Origin of the sequence: Enterococcus sp. UD-01, from assembly GCF_044909655.1 — a bacterium.
Taxonomy (GTDB): domain Bacteria; phylum Bacillota; class Bacilli; order Lactobacillales; family Enterococcaceae; genus Enterococcus_L.
Map to the genome: position 1 here is coordinate 358,017 of NZ_JBIYEU010000001.1, position 17,283 is coordinate 375,299.

A 17,283-nucleotide genomic window follows, 5' to 3' on the forward strand; every position below is an offset into this window, starting at 1 on the left:
AACGACTAAATCGTTCCAAAACGATTCAACGGCCATAAAACAAATTTAACATCTCCCAAGATGTCCTTATCTTTAATAAAACCGATAATCCGCCCGTCTTTAGAGTTTTGACGGTTATCTCCCATGACAAAATACTCGCCGTCAGGCACCTTTTCAGCTCCAGTGACTTCTTTAAGGGTAAAGTCTTCCGTCAAATCAGCGCCAGGGTCCAGTTCTTTTTTAAATTCATCCAAATAAGGTTCCTTTACCTCTTTACCATTAATATAAAGAACATCGTCCTTATATTCGATCGTATCACCCGGTAAACCGATAACCCGCTTAATGTAGTTTTTGTCAGGTGCATCCGGTGCCGGAAAAGTGACAATATCAAAACGCTGGATATCAGTATTTTTTAACGCAATCACTCTTTCGCCATCAGCTAGAGTAGGATCCATCGAGTGACCTTTAACAATTACCGGAGTAAAGACAAATTGTCTTAATAAGAGCAAGACAATCGCAAAGCCGATTAAGTATAATGCTGTATGTAATATTTCTTTTGATTTCAAGGTCATTCCTCCAAAAATTATGCTTCCTATAGTTTACCACAAACAGTGAGAATCCTACAGGAATCTTTCCTGTTTCTTTAAAATTTAATGCTTGTAATCAGAATGTATTGCTTAGATGATTTATAATTGTGGAAAAAAAAGATGACTCGCTTCAAAACATTTGATAAACTTAAAAACAGGATGGTTGAAAAGGAGGAATAGAGTCATGTTTATTTCATTCGGCATGTTTATAGGATTGATTTTTCTTACAATTCTTATGATTATAGCCATTATATTCTTAACATTTACAGCTCCAAAGGATAAAAAAGAACATCATCACACAAGTCATGTTGGACAGGCACATGAGCCAATACAAAGAGAGCAGCATTCTCATCTGGAATCCCGACAAACATTGCAAGAGTCGCAAAAAGCCGACTTTAACCAAAGTCAACAACAGGATTCAGTCCCAGCCACACCAGAAGAGGATCCTTTCAAGATTCTGCCCTATCCCAAAGAAGAAGACAAAGGAGTTTAAAATGAAAAAAATTGCGTTAATTGTTGGTTTATTAATCATTACTACTGGATGTACGAACGAAAAAAAAGAGGAAAATCACTCGCAAACTTCAAAAACGAGTTCCCTCACTTCTTCAACAAGTGAAGTAAGTACAACAGCAATCACAAGCTCGCCTATCGAAGCTAAAAGTACACCTAAAGAGTTGTTAGGCATTTGGCAGCAAATTGACGATCCTTCCCAAACAATTGAATTTACCGAAACTACAGCTAATGGCATCGAATTTACTGACTTTAGTGATTATAATGGCTATTATACCTTTAACAATGCCGTTGACGGTGTTCCCTTAACCGTTAGAGTGACGGATAATGAACAATACGGTGAAGTCTTAGAAGTCGTTTCAAATGAAGATAGTTCGAGTATTTTATATAAAAAATGATTATTTGCCTATTATAAAAATAAAACCACCGACTAATAATATACGTCAGTGGTTTTATTTTTATCTAACTAGAACACATCGCTTACAAGCGTGCATTCAAATCTTTCGCTAAGTCTTCAAAGCCTGGTTTGCCAAGTAAGGCGAACATGTTTTTCTTGTATGCTTCTACCCCTTCTTGGTCAAACGGATTTACCCCGTTTAGGTAACCGGAAATTCCTACAGCAATTTCAAAGAAGTACATAACATATCCTAATGAGTAAGCGTCCATAGCAGGAATTTTCACAACCATGTTTGGTACGCCGCCATCAGTATGCGCAAGTAATGTCCCCTGGAATGCTTTCGTATTAACAAAGTCAATTTCTTTTCCTTGTAAATAGCCCAAGCCGTCTAAATCTTCATTTAATTCAGGTATGGACACGCTGTGACGAGGTGTTTCTACTTTCACAACTGTTTCGAATAAATTACGCATGCCGTCTTGTACGTATTGTCCCATAGAGTGCAAATCTGTTGAGAAATCAGCAGCAGCCGGGAAAATACCTTTGTGATCTTTTCCTTCTGACTCGCCGAAAAGTTGTTTCCACCATTCAGAGAAATAATGCATTCCTGGTTCGTAATTAATCAACATTTCAGTTGTTTTACCTTTACGATATAAAATATTTCTTAATGCTGCATATTGGTACGCCTGATTTTTAGTTAAATCGGTTGTTTCGGCATATTCTTTACGGGCATCGTTGGCACCTTGCATTAAGCTGTCGATATCCGCTCCGCTGACAGCAATCGGTAGTAAACCTACGGGTGTTAATACGGTGAAGCGTCCGCCGACATCATCAGGAATCACAAAGGTTTCCCAGCCTTCAGCATCTGCTTCAACTTTCACAGCCCCTTTGGCACGATCCGTTGTCGCATAAATACGTTTGTTGGCTTCTTCTTTACCATATTTTTTGATTAAAAGCTCTTTAAAGACTCTAAAGGCAATCGCAGGTTCTGTCGTTGTTCCAGATTTTGAAATGACATTTACAGAGAAGTCACGATCACCAATAACATTAATCAAATCAGCTAAATAAGTAGAACTGATACTGTTGCCGGCAAAGAAAATTTGAGGAGCTTTTCTTTCGTCAGCTGGCAGTAAATTGTTGAATGAATGATGTAAAAATTCAATCGCTGCTCTCGCGCCAAGATAGGAACCGCCAATACCGATCACAACTAATACTTCAGAATCAGACTGAATTTTTTTAGCAGCTGCTTTAATGCGGGCAAATTCTTCTTTATCATAATTTTCCGGCAGATCAATCCAGCCAGTAAAATCACTGCCTGCTCCTGTTCCTTCTCGTAAAGCTTTGTCTACCGCAGTCACTTGTGTCTGCATGTATTCCAATTCATGTTCAGCAACAAATGGTGCTAACTTGGAATAATCAAATTGAATGTGTGACATTCCTTCTCCTCCTTGAAATTAAACTTATTACACTATTACTTTACGTTCTTTTGCCGCTTTTTTCAAGCAAATTATAGTCAGATGTACCAATTTTATGCAAATTCCATGAAATACTTACAAAACAATCGAATTTTGTTATTTTTATTAAGCCAACAAACAAGAAAAAGCGACAATGCTAAACCAAAAGTTTAGCATTGAGCGCTTTTCCAGTCATGCTATTATACTAAGCCTTGACTTAACATTGCACTTGCCACTTTTTCAAAGCCAGCGACATTTGCACCTAAAACAAAATTGTTTTCTGCATTATATTTTGCAGCAGTATCACGACAGGTTTGATAAATATTTTTCATAATATCATCAAGCATGCCATCGACTTTTTCAAACGTCCAAGACAAACGTTCAGCATTTTGACTCATTTCTAAAGCTGAAACGGCAACGCCCCCAGCATTGGCAGCTTTACCAGGACAATAGAAGACGCCTGCTTCTTCCAGTACATGTACAGCATCTAGTGTACAAGGCATATTGGCACCTTCCGCTACTACTTTCGCACCATTTTTGACAAGTTGTTTCGCTTGTTCAGCGTTAATTTCATTTTGAGTAGCACACGGCAAGGCAATATCATAAGATAAATCGAAATCCCAAACAGATTGGCCTGCATAATAAGTTGCACCAGTGCGAGTTTCAACGTATTTTGAGATGCGTTCGCGATTTTTTTCTTTTAATTCCTTCACTAAAGCTACGTCAATTCCCTCCGGATCATAAACAAATCCGCTGGAATCAGAGCAAGTCAGAACGGTAGCACCTAATTCCTGCGCCTTTTCCATAGCATAAATGGATACATTGCCGCTACCAGAAACAACGACTTTTTTACCAGCGAAAGAATCCTTTTGATCGTTTAGAAGATGTTTAACGAAATACACACAGCCATAACCAGTTGCTTCAGTTCTCGCCTGACTGCCCCAGTAACCTAACGGCTTACCAGTTAAGACCCCTGCATCATAATTTCTTAAGCGTTTGTACATACCGAACAAGTAGCCGATTTCACGTCCGCCAACACCAATATCACCTGCAGGTACGTCAGTATTGGGACCGATGTGTTTATGCAATTCCGTCATAAAGCTTTGGCAAAAACGCATAACTTCAGCATCAGATTTTCCTTTTGGATCAAAATCACTGCCGCCTTTTCCGCCGCCGATTGGCAGACCAGTTAAGCTATTTTTAAAGATTTGTTCAAAAGCCAAGAACTTCATTACACTTAAATTCACACTCGGATGGAAGCGCAATCCACCTTTATATGGACCGATAGCAGAATTATACTGAACCCGATAGCCTCGATTGATTTGCCAGTTGCCTTGATCGTCCTGCCAAGGAACTCTAAACTGCAAAATTCTTTCCGGCTCAATCAAGACACCTAAAATATTCGCTTCAATGAAGGCGGGATTTTCTTTTAAGAATACCTCAACTGTTGGTAAAAATTCATCGACAGCTTGTAAATACTCTACTTGACCCTGATCTTTTTCATGAATCTTTTTTTGGATCTGTTCCACATATTGTTTCGCTTCCATCTAATCATCCTCTCATTGTTATAATCTTATTTTAACCTAAATTCAGAAAATTTCCACACTTTTTTTACTGTAAATTACAAAAATATGAAATTTTTTACGAAAATTGTGGTAAACTACCATTGAATTGGAGGAAAAATTATGAATCAATTTGATGTAATTGTCGTTGGTGCCGGCACCAGTGGCATGATGGCGGCCATCGCAGCAGCTAAAGCCGACAGTCGAACACTGCTGATCGAAAAAAATAAACGAGTAGGTAAAAAGCTATTATTAACCGGCGGCGGACGTTGTAATGTAACCAATAATCGCCCGGCAGACGAAATTATTGCTCATATTCCCGGCAACGGTAAGTTTTTGTATAGTGCGTTTTCTCAATTTACAAACTACGACATCATGGAATTTTTCGAATCGAATGGTGTGCATTTAAAAGAAGAAGATCACGGACGCATGTTTCCAGTCACTGATCGTTCCAAGACGATCGTTGATGCTCTAAAACAGCAGCTGGAACAATTACAGGTAACTTTTTTTACGGAAGCAAAGGTTGAAAAGCTTTTGCACAAAGAGCAGCAGATTATTGGTGTAGCGCTGGCCGATCAAAAGGTTTATGCACCTTGCGTTATCTTAACCACTGGTGGCAGAACCTACCCTTCCACTGGCTCAACCGGTGACGGTTATCGTTTGGCAAAACGACTTGGACACAGTATTACACCTTTATACGCTACTGAATCACCAATTATTTCCAATGATTCCTTTATTTTAAATAAAACTCTGCAAGGCCTTTCCCTGCAGGACGTTTCCTTAGCAGTGCTAAATGCTAAAGGCAGAGAAATTGTTTCCCATCAAATGGATTTATTGTTTACACATTTTGGCTTATCAGGACCTGCTGCCTTGCGCTGTTCAAGCTTTGTCAATCAAGAGCTGACAAAACACGATCAGCAGCCAGTGACTCTTTCCTTGGATATCTTCCCTGAAAAAACCGAAGGACAGTTAAAACAAGAGTTACTTTCCAGAATCTCAGCGCAGCCGGAGAAATCAGCCAAAAATGCCTTTAAAAATATCGTACCTGAACGCTTATTAGATTATCTAATCGATGAACTCCAATGGAATCAGCTATCTGCAAAACAATTGACTGAAAAACAGCTGGAGCAATTTATTAGCTGTGTCAAGGCATTCAAAATAACCGCAGCAAAAACCTTGCCGATCGAAAAATCCTTTGTCACTGGCGGTGGAATTTCTTTAAAAGAAGTACAGCCTAAAACAATGGAAAGCAAGTTGGTTCAAGGCCTCTTTTTTGCCGGCGAACTGCTCGATATCAACGGCTATACTGGCGGTTATAATGTAACAGCGGCATTTGTCACTGGGCACGTGGCAGGAACCCATGCAGCTGAAGTGGCTTCCTACACTTATTTTCCTCCCCAGGAAAACTAGGGCTTTAGACGGATAAATTTATTAAAAAGAATCAGGCTTTTGTTTGATTCTTTTTTTTGTGAATCCTGTAAACTATTTTATAGGAGGTGTTTCTATTGAAAATCACATTAAAACGTCAAACCACTTGGGGCTGTGTTCGCCACTTTTCGGTATATAAAAATGGACACTATCAAGGACGGCTTTTTAATAACCTGCCCAAAGAATTAGTGGTTGAACCTGGAGATACTGTAGAATTTAAAGAAGGACTTTTTCGTTTTTCACAAAAAATTCAAGTAAACGCTGATATGGAAGAAATTACAATTACCAATACGAATCAGCTACAGCAATTATTCACATTATTCATTCTTCTATTTTTAGCGGTTTCCTTGGTTAGCCTTACGATTCAATCCTTGACCGGCTTTTTAGCAATTGAATTTAGCACCTTTGCTCTTTTAAATCAGCTGTTTCGTTATCGATCCTATCAATTCAATGTTGAAGCACAGTCTCAGCTTCCTTCGTTTATAAAAAATCCCATAAAAACGAAAGTAATTTAAACAAAAAAAGCCTTCCACTAACTGTGGAGAGGCCTTTTTTTTATTTAATTGCTTTTCATTAATTCAGTTACATAAGCAACAGTATCTGGTTGTGTTTTTTCGATTTTTTCAATTGCTTCTGCAAAGTTTGGTAAATGATCTTTGTGGGCAATTAGTAATTCGTCTAACAAGGTTTTAGCCATAGTTCCGCCTGGTACTAATGGATTAATAGTGAAGGCATGTAAAGCTGCGCCATAGTCGCCGTCAATCGCTGCACGAATCACAGTTTCTTCCATCCCCTTCATATTTTGGATGATACCGCGCGCTGCTGGCGGGAAGGCTCCCCAGTTATAAGGCTCGTGGCCATGTGACGTAACCGGTCCTGAAACTTCTACAACACAGTCATATGGCAAGTCTGTAATTGTTCCATTATTTTCAGTAGAAACAACCATGTCTGTTCGTTTGTCATTGTAAATTGACGCGATCATTTCACAAGCCGCATCACTATAGTGAGTACCACCGCGTTGTTCTAATTCTTTTGGTTTGTAATCTAATTCAGGATCTTTGTATAATTCGAACAAACGAGCTTCTGTTGCTTTTACAACCTGCGCTCTTGTTTCCCCTTTTTCAAATTCATCAATTGAATGCTTCAACATTTCATCTTCGATATAGTAATAACGATGATAGCCACAAGGTAACATACCTAAGTCTTTTAATTGTTCATAATGGAATGGTGCATCCCAAATATTTTTCAAATGGCTTTCTTGTTCTTTTTGTGGGCCATAAATTAAATCGATTAACTCTTGTGTACGTTCATTCCCTTCTTTATCCCAAACACGATGCCAATGGAAATGATTGATGCCGGCAAATTTGAAGAATAGGTCTTCTTCTGGTACACCTAAAGCTTCTGCAGCTTGCTTGCGGTGACCAATCGGCACGTTACACAAACCGACTGTCTTTTTCCAGCCGCCGTGCTTAATCGCTGCTTCAGTAACCATACCAGCCGGATTTGTAAAGTTTACCAGCCAAGCATTCGGACAAAGCTCTCTCATGTCTTTAATGATATCTAAAATTACTGGAATCGTCCGGAACGCTTTGAACATTCCTCCTGCACCATTGGTTTCTTGACCTAAAACGCCGTGAGACAACGGAATGCGTTCATCTTTGATACGTGCATCCAGTAAGCCAACCCGGAATTGAGTTGATACGAAATCAGCATCTTTCAAGGCTTCACGACGATCCAAGGTTAAATGGACTTCCCAATCTAAGCCTGCTGCTTTTACCATACGTTTAGCCATAGCACCAACGATTTCAAGCTTTTCTTTGCCAGCTTCAATATCTACTAACCAAATTTCTTTAATTGGCAATTGATCTTTTCTTTTAATGTAGCCTTCAATTAATTCTGGTGTATAGCTGGAACCTCCACCAATTGTTGCGATTTTTAATGCTCCTCTTGTCATCTGTTTCCCTCCTGATTTTTTGTTCAGAATAATTTCTGATATCGTTTACATTCTTATCATAATTTGTGGGAATGTTCCCATGTCAAGCACTTTTTTAAATTTTTTTATGGTATACTAAAAAAGAACGATTTACTGGAAAAATGGTAAGTCATTGGGAATTGATCCTTATATCATCGATCAAATTTTGTGAGGTGCATTAAAATGACGACAATTATTGATGTTGCTAAAAAAGCCAATGTCTCAAAATCTACTGTTTCAAGAGTTATTTCAGGCAATGGCTACGTAAGCCAGGAAAGCCGCAAAAAAGTACTTGAAGCAATGGAAGCTTTAGCCTATTCTCCTAATCTGATCGCTCGCAACCTACAGAGCGGCGAAACTAAAAATATCGGTTTTCTGGTTCATAGCTTTATTGATCCGTTAGGGGTCTTTTTAGAGAGCTTCATTTCTATTGCTAAAACCTACAATTATTACGTGACACTTTACTTTACTGATGGCGATAAAAAGAAAGAGATCGAAGCATTAAACCAAATGAAATATAAACAGCTGGATGGTATTTTTCTTTTAACGCGGGCCAATGAATGGTCAGTTATCGAACCTTATAGTATTTATGGACCTATAGCGACCTGGCATCGCATTGATTCTGAACGAATCTACTCTTCTTATGTAGATCATTACTCTGGCTATTACAAGTCACTGGACTATCTTCATAGTCAAGGATATGACACCATTGGTCACGTTTTAGGCAATCCGGAGAATCTGAATACGAAAGCCAGATTGAAAGCCATTGATGATTTTCATCGAGTGAAGAACCTGCCTTTGCAGCCGGATTGGCTCATCCATGATTTGACTCGCAAAGAAAATGGCCGCGACATCGCCCACATGTGGCACAAAATGCAACAACGACCTTCTGCTATGGCTTTTTACACGGATTCAGTGGCTGCTGGCTTCATTTCCGAGTTGCAAAACTTGGGCTATCAAGTACCCGAAGATATCGCAGTTATCGGTTTTGACAACAGTGAGATTAGCCAGCTGATGCATATCACTACCGTCGATTACTCCATTAACCATCAAGCAGAAAATTCTTTTATTTATATTTATAACCAGTTGAATGAAGAGCATTTACCAGAAAAAAAAGTCAGTGTGCAGTTGATTAAACGAGCAACCGTTCCCAAAAAAACCAAAAAGAATGACCGGAAATAAACAATTCTTTCCGGCCATTCTTTTTGGTTATACTTTTTTCCGTTCGTTTCTTAAAATAGAAATAGATTGCTTCAAAGACTTCCAAACACCGCCTTCGCTGTAAACCAGTACATTTGATTTGTACAGTTTAGCAGAGAAGGTCGTCAAAATAAAGGTGAATATGATAAGAATCACTAAAGAAACAATCGCATTTGCCGCTGTTGCTGTTTCAGTTGCCAGACGAATCGGCATAATAATAGATGAAACAAGCGGAATATAAGAAGTCACTTTGATCACGATATTTTGTGGATCATTTAAGCCAAAGCTAAAACCGATAACATAACCAATCATCGCTACATACATAATTGGCTGCACCGCTTTTGGTGTATCCTCCGGTTTTGATACAAGTGAGCCACAGAGTGCTGCCAATACAGAATAGGAAATAACACCCAGCAAGAAAAATATTAAGGTGAATACTAAGAAGGTTCCCAGTATATCCTGTAAAGAAATGCCGGCAATAAAGTCTTTAACCACACTCAAATTTTTTAATTGAGAATAACCTGCAACAAAAGTTACTGCATAAATGGCGATTTGCGTTAAAGCAACTAAAATCACGCCAACCAGCTTTCCGTAAAAATGTGTTTGAGCTTTGGTGCTGGACAAGATAACTTCCATAATACGTGTGCCTTTTTCAGAGGCAATTTCCTGAGCAATAATCGAAGAATACGTAATGATAATCATAAATAAGAAAACTGTTACGGCTCCAGTTAAGATCGTTTGAAAAGCAGAGTTATCCTCGCCTTCGATCATTTTTCCAGATTCTGAAAAACTGACCTTCGCTTTTTCAAAGTTAGCTGGTTCATTCAGACTAGCCAATTGCTGCTGTGATAAGTTCAATTTACTGGCATTTAAGGATAATTGTAAGTTATTCAAAAGCTGGCTAATTGTCAGCTCAGTGGTCATGCCAAGTGAAGCTTCTGCATACATTTTTCCTTTAATCTTATCCTCTTTGGTTGTCAATACTAAAAAGGAATCAATCTTTTCATTTTCCAACTGCTTTTCAGCTTCCTTTTGTGATTTGACAACCTTAAAAGAATAATCCTCTCCGTCAACAGCTGCTAATTGCTTCGCCAGCTCCTGATTATCCGAAACAAGACCAATCTTCGTATCTGAGCTGCCTCCTGCAAATGAGCCGGCCAAGTAAATAATGCCCATCAAAATAAACGGAACTAAAATCATGATTAAAAAGGAAACAGATTTTACGTTCTTTTTATATACATCAGTTGCAATAATCCAAAATTTACTCATTTGGTTCACCTGCTTTCAGCTTAAAGATCTCTTCTAATGTCGGCGGCTGTTGATTAAACATTGGTATGTAGCCAAATTGTGTGGCTCTGGCAAAAATTTCTTCGCCTGCCTTTGGTTCGTTCAAGGTCACTTCGACAACGCCGTCATTACGCTTAAACGCCGAAGCTACACCATCAATAGAAAGTACATCTTCTGGCGTCAATGCTGATTCCAGAAAAACCTTCGTCCGACCAAAGCTTTCACGAATCTCATGCACTTTTCCATTTAAGACCATTTTTCCGCTGCGCAGCATCACTAAATGATCACAAATTTTTTCAACATTATCCATATTGTGACTCGAAAAAATAACACAAGAGCCTTTTTCTTTCAACGCAATGATGCCGTCTTTTAAAAGCTCGGCGTTCACGGGATCCAAGCCACTAAACGGCTCATCCAAAATAACCAGCTTAGGCTCGTGAATCAGCGTGGCAATCAGCTGAACTTTTTGCTGATTTCCTTTAGAGAGCGACTTAACCTTATCTGTCTTTTTCCCTTTTACCTTGAAGCGCTCCATCCATTCGTCAATTTTCGGTTCGATTTCTTTTTTAGTTTTTCCTCTTAATTCAGCAAAGTAAATCAGCTGATCTTGTATGGAAACCTTCGGATACAAGCCGCGTTCTTCCGGCAAATAGCCAATATCATTGTAATCTTTGCCGCTTAACTGGTGCCCGTTCCAAAGTACGCTGCCGCTGTCTTGGGTAAGAAAATCCAATATTAAGCGAAATGTCGTCGTTTTACCCGCACCATTTTGACCAATCAAGCCAAGAATTTTACCGTCTGGAATTCTAAACGAAACATCATCTACAGCGGTGTAGTCCCCAAAAGTCTTGACCAGATTATTCACTTCTAACATATTCCATCCTCCTTAAATAAACCTCAGATCAGTCTTCTCTCCTCAAAAACCGGAAAGCTACTTATTAAACATGTTAGCCTTAGTTATAAGCGCTGTCAATGCATTTTTAGGGAATAGGACATTAATATATTAAAAAGATCTCAAAATCATTAAGATTTTAAGATCCTTTAATTAGTTAGATTGTTGTACTTCTTCATGCAAATGATCATACACATTTTGAGCAACATTTTGCGGTAACCCAGCTGTTTTTAACTCTTCTACTGAAGCCGCCGTAATATTCTTTAATGACTTAAACTGCTTCAACAACTCCTTCTTACGCTTCGGTCCCAAACCTTGAATGTTATCCAAACGTGAAGAAAAGCTGTTTTTGCTGCGTAGCTGCCGATGGAACGTAATCGCAAAGCGATGGACTTCATCCTGAATTCGCTGTAATAAAAAGAATTCTTGAGAATTTCTTTCTAAAGGAATGACCGCTAAATCTGTTCCGAACAGTAATTCACTCGTCTTATGCTTATCATTTTTAGCTAAGCCGGCAATGGGAATATCCAAGCCTAACTGATTCACCAGCACTTCTTTGGCAGCATCCACTTGTCCTTTACCGCCGTCAATCACAATTAAGTCAGGAAATGGCAGACCTTCCTTTAATACACGTGAGTATCTGCGGTAGATCACTTCACGCATGGAAGCATAATCGTCAGGACCTTTTACCGTTTTTATCTTGTATTTACGGTACTCTTTTCTAGCTGGTTTACCGTCTATAAAAACAACCATCGCAGCTACTGGATTGGTTCCCATGATATTTGAATTATCAAATGCTTCAATTCTAACCGGTGCGGGGATATTCATCGCATCTCCCAGTTTCTCCACAGCACCAATTGTTCGTTCTTGTTTGCGGACAATCAAGTCGAATTTTTCCTTCAATGCGACATCCGCATTTTTATTGGCTAGTTTGACTAATTTTTTCTTTTCTCCGCGCTGCGGCTGTAAAACTTTAGTAGACAGCAACGCTTCGACACTAGCCAAGTCAATATCGTCAGGAATAAGGACTTCTTTTGGAATAAAGTGTTCATTTTCCTGATAGAACTGACCAACAAAGGTTAAGAAATCTTCTTCTGCTTCATTATAAAATGGAAAAATCGAAACTTCCCGCTCGATTAATTTTCCTTGACGCACGAAAAAGACTTGCACACACATCCAACCCTTGTCTACCGCATAACCAAAAACGTCACGATCCAGCAGATCAACGTTAGTCATTTTCTGCCGCGTCATTACAGTTTCGATGGAGCGCATTTGGTCACGATATTCAGCGGCTTTTTCAAACTCTAAATCCGCTGCGGCCTGATCCATTTTCGCCTGCAACTGCTCTTGAATTTCCGTATGTCCGCCTGATAAGAAACGTTTAATCTCTTCCACCATATCCTTATAAACCTTTGGATCGACATCAAAAGCATACGGACAAAGACATTGACCTAAATGATAATACAGACAAGGTGTTTTTTGAGATGGTTGACATTTTCTCAACGGAAACAGCCGATCCAGCAGCCGCTTTGTTTCATTGGCTGCATTTACATCTGGGTAAGGACCAAAATATAAAGCCTTGTCTTTCAGTACTTTACGAGTAATCACTAAACGCGGATAATCCTCATTCGTAATTTTAATAAACGGATAGCTTTTATCATCTTTCAACATGATATTGTATTTAGGATCATTTTTATGAATCAAATTAATTTCTAAAAGCAGTGCTTCGATGTTTGATTCAGTCACGATATATTCAAAGTCGACGATTTCACTAACTAACCGTTCGGTTTTAGTATCATGACTTCCCGTAAAATAGGAGCGTACCCGATTTTTTAAGATTTTTGCTTTCCCGACATAAATGATCGTGCCGTTTTTATCCTTCATCAAGTAACAGCCCGGCTGATCAGGAAGCAATGCTAGTTTATTTTTAATTTTTTCGTTCATTGGACTTCCTTTCTGGTTCATTTATCAGATTTATTATAGCACTTTTCTGGACAAGCGGCGCAAAAAGAGAGCTGAGACATAAGTAATAGTACTTAAGCCCCAGCTTCTTAGACAATTCTTATAAGTAGTTGTCAATTAACGCCCGTAATTGGTCTTTTGAATGAACCCCTACTGCTTTTTCTACAACTTCTCCATCTTTTTTCAATAATAAAGTTGGAATACTCATGATACCAAATGATGCGGGCGTTTCCGGATTTTCGTCCACGTCCATTTTGGCAATTTTTAATTCACTTTCATCGTATTCTTCACTTAATTGTTCTAAGATTGGCGCTTGCATCCGACAAGGACCACACCATGTTGCCCAAAAGTCAATTAATACAAGTCCTTGATCTGTTTCTGCAGCAAAATCTTTATCTGTAATTACTTGTGTCATAAAATGACCTCCTACTCTTTTCTAACTAAGACAATTATAGCATTGTCGAGAGCGTTCTACCAGTTATTTGCTTACCTTTAGTAAGCATACTATTTAAACTTCACAATAGTTGCGCCATTACCGCCTTGATTTGCTGGTGCAAATTCAAAGCTACTCACGCTGCGATGATTTTTCAAATAATCCGTAATCCCAGTTCGCAGTGCACCTGTTCCTTTTCCGTGGACAATAGTCACCTGCGGATACCCAGCTAAAATAGCCGCATCAAGATATTGATCGACTTCTGCCAAAGCTTCTTCATAGCGCTTTCCGCGCAAATCTAATTGATTAGGCACATGACTGCTTTCACTTGAGCGGATAGCTGTCACTCGTTGCTTTGGTTCTTTTTCCGGAGCAACTAAAGTCATATCGTTTTCTGAAACGGTCATCTTCAGAATCCCCAGCTGAACCTGCCACTCATCGCCGACTTTACGCAACAAGGTCCCTCTTTGCCCATACGTCTTAACCAGGACTTCATCGCCAACCTTAAATTGCTTCTGCTCTTTGGCTTTTTTAAGTACTTTATTTTTCTCTAAAGCCGCTTCTTCTTGGTGAAGCTGTGCTAATTTCGTCTTGGCATCGATCAGTTGATGTTCTTTGATACCGCCTTGATTGCCACTGGTCAGCTGCATTTTACGAATATCAGAGATAATATCGCTGGCTTCAGCTTCCGCTTTTTCAACTAGCTCGTTGGCTTTTTTGCGTGCTTTGGTCATTTCTTTTTCACGTTCATCAAAGAAGTAGCTGTAGGCTGTTTTTAAGTCATTGTAAAGCTTTTCGGCTTCATCTACATAATGACGAACCTCCAAATATTCGGTTTCCGTCATCTTCCGCCGATTTTCCAAATCCGCAATCATTTCATTTAAATCCTGACTTTCGCCGTCCATAATCTGCTTAGCTTCTTCAATAATCCCGTGATCCAGCCCTAAGCGTTTGGAAATCTCAAAGGCATTACTGCGTCCCGGAACACCTATCAATAAGCGATAAGTAGGACTTAAAGTATCTACATCAAATTCCATACTAGCATTAATCGTACCTGCCCGATTGTAGCCGTATACCTTTAATTCAGGGTAATGCGTCGTTGCCATAACATAAGCACTTTTGGCGCCTAATGCATCCAATATTGAAATCGCCAACGCTGCACCTTCCTGCGGATCTGTGCCGGCTCCTAGCTCGTCAAATAGAACCAAGCTATGCTCATCCACCTTCTTCAACACATCCACGATCGTGGTCATATGGGAAGAAAAGGTACTTAAGCTTTGTTCTATAGACTGTTCATCCCCAATGTCAGCAAAAACTTCGTTAAAAATGCCCATTTGACTTTCTTCACCAACAGGTAAAGGCAAGCCAGCCTGTCCCATCAACTGCAGCAATCCTAAAGTTTTTAAAGTAATGGTTTTCCCACCCGTATTAGGACCTGTAATCACAACAGCCTGATAGTCTTTACCAATGCTGATATCATTTGGCACCGCTTTTTCTTGAGCCAAAAGTGGATGCCGAGCTTGCTTAAAGTAAATATGATTATCAGGATTAATCACTGGGACAATCGCGTTTAATTCTTTTCCGAATCGTGCTTTAGCATTAATGAAATCAAGCTTACCGATAACATAGGCATTGTGCAAAATATCTTTTCTGTGTGGCACTAACGCTGCAGATAATTCAGCTAAAATTCGAGTAATTTCGTTGCGTTCTGCAATTTGATGTTGCCTTAAGCGATTATTCAAATCAACAATCTGTTTTGGTTCAATAAATAAAGTTTGACCGGAAGCACTTTGATCATGGACCACTCCGCCAAAGACACTCTTATACTCTTGCTTGACCGGAATCACGTAACGTTCATTTCGCATTGTCACAATGGCATCGCTCAGATATTTCGCATTTTTCCCGCGGACAATACTATCAAGCTGCTCACGAATCGTTTGCTCACTTCTGCGAATATTGTTGCGAATCATTTTTAATTCAACGGAGGCTTCATCCGTCACTCGCCCGTCTTCATCAATCGATTCTTTTAACTTCCGGTTAAGTTCGGGCAAAACAACCAATTGCTCCAGCCAATCGAACAGACGCAAAAGCTCAATCTCACTATCCTTTAAATCATCAAAAAAACGGATAACTTCCGTTGCAGTGGATAATACTCTGCTAATATGTGCTAATTCGACACCGTTTAGATCGGCACCGATTTCTATTCTTTTCATATGCGGTCGGATATTTTCTAATTTAGGAATCGGAATGCCGCCGCGTAATCGTTGGATTTTCAATCCATCTTCAGTTTCTTCCAGCCATGATTGGACTTTCGTTGAATCGGAAACAGGCGCCAAAACCTCTAACTCATCTATTCCCTGTGCTGTAACGATATATTGCGAAAGCAACTGCTTTACTTTATCAAATCCTAATGTTGTTAAAATTCGTGTATTCATTTTTTCACCTTCTCTTTTAAGACTGGAAGCGTGACCTCTTGCCTAAAAAGGACAAGAAATTATTTTATCATTTGTTCAATCCATAAGTGATAAATCTGCTTCGAAAAAACAGGGGTATCTTCAATAATAAAGCGAGCCAGCCCACTATTTTTGAATTGATTTTGAACGGCATCGACCGGCAGCATTGACAGCATAGTCAACACTAAAAATACGCCTACATAAACGACAAGCAAACTCATCAGTCCGCCTATCAGCCAATTAGCTTCTTTTAAAACCGGAACAAAAACTAAGCCGCGTGCAAAAACAGCCAGTAAACGAACAATCAGCCAGCCTAACGCCAAAATAAATAAAAAAGCAACGGCTCCATAAAAAGCCTGATCTAGATCCAACGTGATATTTTGATCAAAAAAGACCAATTTGGTTTCGGCAGTCGGCGATGGATAAGGAATATATAATTCAAGATGTGAGGCTAAGTTTTTATAATACGATTTTGCTACAAGATAGGAGCAAAGATAACCGAATGTATACAAAACCTGCAAAATCAACCCGCGTCTAGCGCCAGTATAAAACGCAATGGCGAATAAAAGTAAAATAAATAATGTTAACATCCTGTCATCCTCTCAAGCTTATTGATCTGTACTTTTGTTTTGAATCTGTTGTTTACGATTTTCGTTTAAGATTTGTTGTGCTTCCACGTGATTATGGATTTCGACGTCGTCTTTTCCGTTTTTCTTTAAAACGTCGCGTGCTTCATCCTCAATGGCTTCAATTCGCTTAATCCGGTTTTCAAGCTCTGCTAAACGAATCGTTCGCTTCTTAAGATCCGCTACTTCCTGCTCCAGCTTAAGTAATTTTTCTTGTTTTTTTAATTGATCAGAAATAGCATTAATTGCCAGCAGAACGGAGGCTTGTTCGTCATCTGTCTGCGGCGAAATATGCTTAATTTCTGCGAGTTGTTCATTCACCAGCTTCGTTACTAAGTCCATGTGTTGCTTCGTTTCTTGTCCGATAATTGTGTATGTATGATCTGCAATCACAGCTTTATACCGTGTTTTTTCTTGATTCATGATCCTGTTCCCTCCTGATATTGTCCATCATCTCATTGTAACATGAAAACACTCGTAGTGTCCTTTCGATAAACCCTTTCTTATTATATGCTACTAAGCGAAAAAATTAAAGGTTTACTCT

16 protein-coding genes are annotated in these 17,283 nt (G+C 39.2%); 5 read left to right on the forward strand and 11 right to left on the reverse strand.

Translation table 11 applies throughout. The annotated features are described in order from the left end of the window. Window positions 1–5: 5 nt before the first annotated feature. Window positions 6–551 carry a signal peptidase I gene (gene lepB, locus ABH902_RS01785; protein ID WP_404588812.1) on the reverse strand — a complete coding sequence of 182 codons (546 nt, stop codon included), beginning with the start codon at window positions 549–551 and terminating at the stop codon, window positions 6–8. Between the two features lie 199 nt (window positions 552–750). Here lepB and ABH902_RS01790 point away from each other — a divergent pair, with 199 nt between their 5' ends. Together ABH902_RS01790 and ABH902_RS01795 are read left to right on the forward strand one after the other, a co-directional pair. Next, complete coding sequence (locus ABH902_RS01790) at window positions 751–1,059, forward strand: hypothetical protein (RefSeq protein ID WP_404588813.1); 309 nt, start codon at window positions 751–753, stop codon at window positions 1,057–1,059. A 1-nt stretch (window position 1,060) separates the two neighbouring features. Continuing rightward, window positions 1,061–1,474: a hypothetical protein gene (locus ABH902_RS01795; RefSeq protein WP_404588814.1), complete on the forward strand. Its 414-nt coding sequence runs from the start codon at window positions 1,061–1,063 to the stop codon at window positions 1,472–1,474. A gap of 82 nt (window positions 1,475–1,556) precedes the next feature. Here the strand turns inward: ABH902_RS01795 and ABH902_RS01800 are convergent, their stop codons facing one another. Further along, window positions 1,557–2,906, reverse strand: a complete 1,350-nt coding sequence (locus tag ABH902_RS01800; protein WP_404588815.1) for a glucose-6-phosphate isomerase — start codon at window positions 2,904–2,906, stop codon at window positions 1,557–1,559. Window positions 2,907–3,124: 218 nt separating this feature from the next. Further along, window positions 3,125–4,471, reverse strand: coding sequence for an NADP-specific glutamate dehydrogenase (gdhA, locus tag ABH902_RS01805; protein WP_404588816.1), 1,347 nt, complete (start codon window positions 4,469–4,471; stop codon window positions 3,125–3,127). 138 nt (window positions 4,472–4,609) lie between these two features. Between gdhA and ABH902_RS01810 the strand changes: the two genes are divergently transcribed. Continuing rightward, on the forward strand, window positions 4,610–5,896 hold the full coding sequence (locus ABH902_RS01810) for an NAD(P)/FAD-dependent oxidoreductase (RefSeq protein ID WP_404588817.1): 1,287 nt from the start codon (window positions 4,610–4,612) through the stop codon (window positions 5,894–5,896). Window positions 5,897–5,991: 95 nt separating this feature from the next. After that, window positions 5,992–6,429 (forward strand): hypothetical protein, encoded by a 438-nt coding sequence (locus ABH902_RS01815; RefSeq protein WP_404588818.1) that lies wholly within the window; start codon window positions 5,992–5,994, stop codon window positions 6,427–6,429. A gap of 44 nt (window positions 6,430–6,473) precedes the next feature. Here the strand turns inward: ABH902_RS01815 and ABH902_RS01820 are convergent, their stop codons facing one another. Then, window positions 6,474–7,868 carry a 6-phospho-beta-glucosidase gene (locus ABH902_RS01820; RefSeq protein WP_404588819.1) on the reverse strand — a complete coding sequence of 465 codons (1,395 nt, stop codon included), beginning with the start codon at window positions 7,866–7,868 and terminating at the stop codon, window positions 6,474–6,476. A 201-nt stretch (window positions 7,869–8,069) separates the two neighbouring features. On the opposite strand from ABH902_RS01820, the gene ABH902_RS01825 reads away from it, so the two are divergent. After that, window positions 8,070–9,068, forward strand: coding sequence for a LacI family DNA-binding transcriptional regulator (locus tag ABH902_RS01825; RefSeq protein WP_404588820.1), 999 nt, complete (start codon window positions 8,070–8,072; stop codon window positions 9,066–9,068). Between the two features lie 27 nt (window positions 9,069–9,095). Here ABH902_RS01825 and ABH902_RS01830 read toward each other — a convergent pair whose 3' ends face one another. The 7 genes from ABH902_RS01830 to zapA all read right to left on the reverse strand — a co-directional run bounded on the left by ABH902_RS01830 (window position 9,096) and on the right by zapA (window position 17,162). Next, the gene (locus ABH902_RS01830) at window positions 9,096–10,355 is read right to left on the reverse strand and encodes an ABC transporter permease (protein ID WP_404588821.1); all 1,260 of its coding nucleotides are present in this window, start codon (window positions 10,353–10,355) and stop codon (window positions 9,096–9,098) included. Continuing rightward, complete coding sequence (locus ABH902_RS01835; protein ID WP_404588822.1) at window positions 10,348–11,247, reverse strand: ABC transporter ATP-binding protein; 900 nt, start codon at window positions 11,245–11,247, stop codon at window positions 10,348–10,350. Before ABH902_RS01835 ends, ABH902_RS01830 begins: the two co-directional genes overlap by 8 nt. Window positions 11,248–11,418: 171 nt before the next feature. Continuing rightward, window positions 11,419–13,209 (reverse strand): excinuclease ABC subunit UvrC, encoded by a 1,791-nt coding sequence (gene uvrC / locus ABH902_RS01840; RefSeq protein WP_404588823.1) that lies wholly within the window; start codon window positions 13,207–13,209, stop codon window positions 11,419–11,421. A gap of 118 nt (window positions 13,210–13,327) precedes the next feature. Further along, the gene (gene trxA / locus ABH902_RS01845; protein ID WP_404588824.1) at window positions 13,328–13,642 is read right to left on the reverse strand and encodes a thioredoxin; all 315 of its coding nucleotides are present in this window, start codon (window positions 13,640–13,642) and stop codon (window positions 13,328–13,330) included. 89 nt (window positions 13,643–13,731) lie between these two features. Beyond that, window positions 13,732–16,095, reverse strand: a complete 2,364-nt coding sequence (locus ABH902_RS01850) for an endonuclease MutS2 (protein ID WP_404588825.1) — start codon at window positions 16,093–16,095, stop codon at window positions 13,732–13,734. Window positions 16,096–16,154: 59 nt separating this feature from the next. Further along, a complete protein-coding gene (locus ABH902_RS01855) occupies window positions 16,155–16,703 on the reverse strand; it encodes a CvpA family protein (RefSeq protein ID WP_404588826.1) in 549 nt (182 codons plus the stop codon). An 18-nt stretch (window positions 16,704–16,721) separates the two neighbouring features. Beyond that, window positions 16,722–17,162, reverse strand: coding sequence for a cell division protein ZapA (gene zapA, locus ABH902_RS01860; RefSeq protein WP_404588827.1), 441 nt, complete (start codon window positions 17,160–17,162; stop codon window positions 16,722–16,724). Window positions 17,163–17,283: the final 121 nt, after the last annotated feature.

What these genes read in the sequence shown, in the direction of transcription:
- ABH902_RS01820 (WP_404588819.1), bottom strand. Translation starts at nt 7,868, where the DNA reads ATGACAAGAGGAGCATTAAAAATCGCAACAATTGGTGGAGGTTCCAGC.
- gdhA (WP_404588816.1), bottom strand. Translation starts at nt 4,471, where the DNA reads ATGGAAGCGAAACAATATGTGGAACAGATCCAAAAAAAGATTCATGAA.
- ABH902_RS01830 (WP_404588821.1), bottom strand. Translation starts at nt 10,355, where the DNA reads ATGAGTAAATTTTGGATTATTGCAACTGATGTATATAAAAAGAACGTA.
- ABH902_RS01810 (WP_404588817.1), top strand. Translation starts at nt 4,610, where the DNA reads ATGAATCAATTTGATGTAATTGTCGTTGGTGCCGGCACCAGTGGCATG.
- trxA (WP_404588824.1), bottom strand. Translation starts at nt 13,642, where the DNA reads ATGACACAAGTAATTACAGATAAAGATTTTGCTGCAGAAACAGATCAA.
- ABH902_RS01800 (WP_404588815.1), bottom strand. Translation starts at nt 2,906, where the DNA reads ATGTCACACATTCAATTTGATTATTCCAAGTTAGCACCATTTGTTGCT.
- uvrC (WP_404588823.1), bottom strand. Translation starts at nt 13,209, where the DNA reads ATGAACGAAAAAATTAAAAATAAACTAGCATTGCTTCCTGATCAGCCG.
- zapA (WP_404588827.1), bottom strand. Translation starts at nt 17,162, where the DNA reads ATGAATCAAGAAAAAACACGGTATAAAGCTGTGATTGCAGATCATACA.
- ABH902_RS01855 (WP_404588826.1), bottom strand. Translation starts at nt 16,703, where the DNA reads ATGTTAACATTATTTATTTTACTTTTATTCGCCATTGCGTTTTATACT.
- ABH902_RS01790 (WP_404588813.1), top strand. Translation starts at nt 751, where the DNA reads ATGTTTATTTCATTCGGCATGTTTATAGGATTGATTTTTCTTACAATT.
- ABH902_RS01850 (WP_404588825.1), bottom strand. Translation starts at nt 16,095, where the DNA reads ATGAATACACGAATTTTAACAACATTAGGATTTGATAAAGTAAAGCAG.
- ABH902_RS01825 (WP_404588820.1), top strand. Translation starts at nt 8,070, where the DNA reads ATGACGACAATTATTGATGTTGCTAAAAAAGCCAATGTCTCAAAATCT.
- lepB (WP_404588812.1), bottom strand. Translation starts at nt 551, where the DNA reads ATGACCTTGAAATCAAAAGAAATATTACATACAGCATTATACTTAATC.
- ABH902_RS01835 (WP_404588822.1), bottom strand. Translation starts at nt 11,247, where the DNA reads ATGTTAGAAGTGAATAATCTGGTCAAGACTTTTGGGGACTACACCGCT.
- ABH902_RS01795 (WP_404588814.1), top strand. Translation starts at nt 1,061, where the DNA reads ATGAAAAAAATTGCGTTAATTGTTGGTTTATTAATCATTACTACTGGA.